This window comes from Hymenobacter agri (assembly GCF_054778495.1).
In genome coordinates this window covers 1-1109 of the sequence record NZ_BAAGZM010000958.1, presented here as the reverse complement: position 1 = coordinate 1109, position 1109 = coordinate 1, and the positions used below count along the sequence as shown (strand labels likewise).

Here is a 1109-nt window from a genome sequence, read left to right as displayed (position 1 = left end):
CAGAGCCGCCACGAGCTGCAGCACTTTCTGGAACTGGCCCCGGTGGCCGTGGCCCTGCACCACGGCCCGCAGTTCCGCATCAAGCTGGCCAACGCCGCCACGCTGGCCATCTGGGGCCGTACCCTCGCCGATGTGCTGCACCGGCCCGTATTTGAGGCCCTGCCCGAGGCCGACACGCCCGCCGTGCGGGCCAATTTCGAGCGCGTGTACACCACCGGCATCACGCACACCTTCAGCGAGCAGCCCACCACCATCTACCGCCACGGCCGGCAGGAAGAGGTGTACTGGAACACGGTATTTGAGCCCCAGCGCGGGCCCGACGGGCAGGTAAGCGGCATTTTCACGGTGGGCACCGAAGTAACCGAGCAGGTGCGGGCCCGCCAGCAGATGGAGCAGCTCAACCAAGCCCTCGAAACCCGCGTGCAGGTCCGCACGGCCGAGTTGCAGGAAAGCGAAGCCCGCTTCCGCACCATGGCCGACGCCGCCCCCAACATGGTGTGGGCCGTGCACCCCGATGCGAGCATTCGCTACGTCAACCGCGCGTTTCTCGACTTCGTGGGCCTCGACACCGAGGAGCAGTACGCCGCCACCGGCTGGGGCCCCTACCTGCACCCCGACGAGCTGGCCCTCACGCAGGACACCCTCACCCAGGCCATTGCCCACCGCCAGCCCTACGTGCTGGAGCACCGCATGCGGCGCCACGACGGGCAGTTCCGCTGGCTGCTGGCCCAGGGCGCGCCCAGCTACCTGGCCGGCGGCGAGCTCTACGGCTACGTGGGCTCGGCCATTGACATCACCGACCGCAAGCAGGCCGAAGAGCAGCTGCGCCGCACCAACGCCGACCTCGACACCTTCATCTACACCGCCTCGCACGACCTCAAAGCGCCCATCGCCAACATCGAGGGCCTGCTCGACGTGCTGCGCCAGGAGCTGCCCCCGGCCGTGGCCGCCGAGCCCGACATCATTGCCCCCACCCTCGCGCGCATGCTCGATTCGGTCGAACGCTTCAAGCGCACCCTCGACCACCTCACCGCCATATCCAAACTGCAGCAGGCGCACGCGCCGGCCCTGAGCGCCGTCGACCTGGCCGCCGTGGTGCAGGATGTGCG

General features: G+C 69.1%; 1 protein-coding gene. It reads left to right on the top strand.

Translation table 11 applies throughout. The features are described 5' to 3' along the window. On the top strand, window positions 1-1109 hold a 1109-nt coding region (locus tag ACYVDE_RS23685), incomplete at both ends, for a PAS domain-containing protein (RefSeq protein ID WP_460503982.1).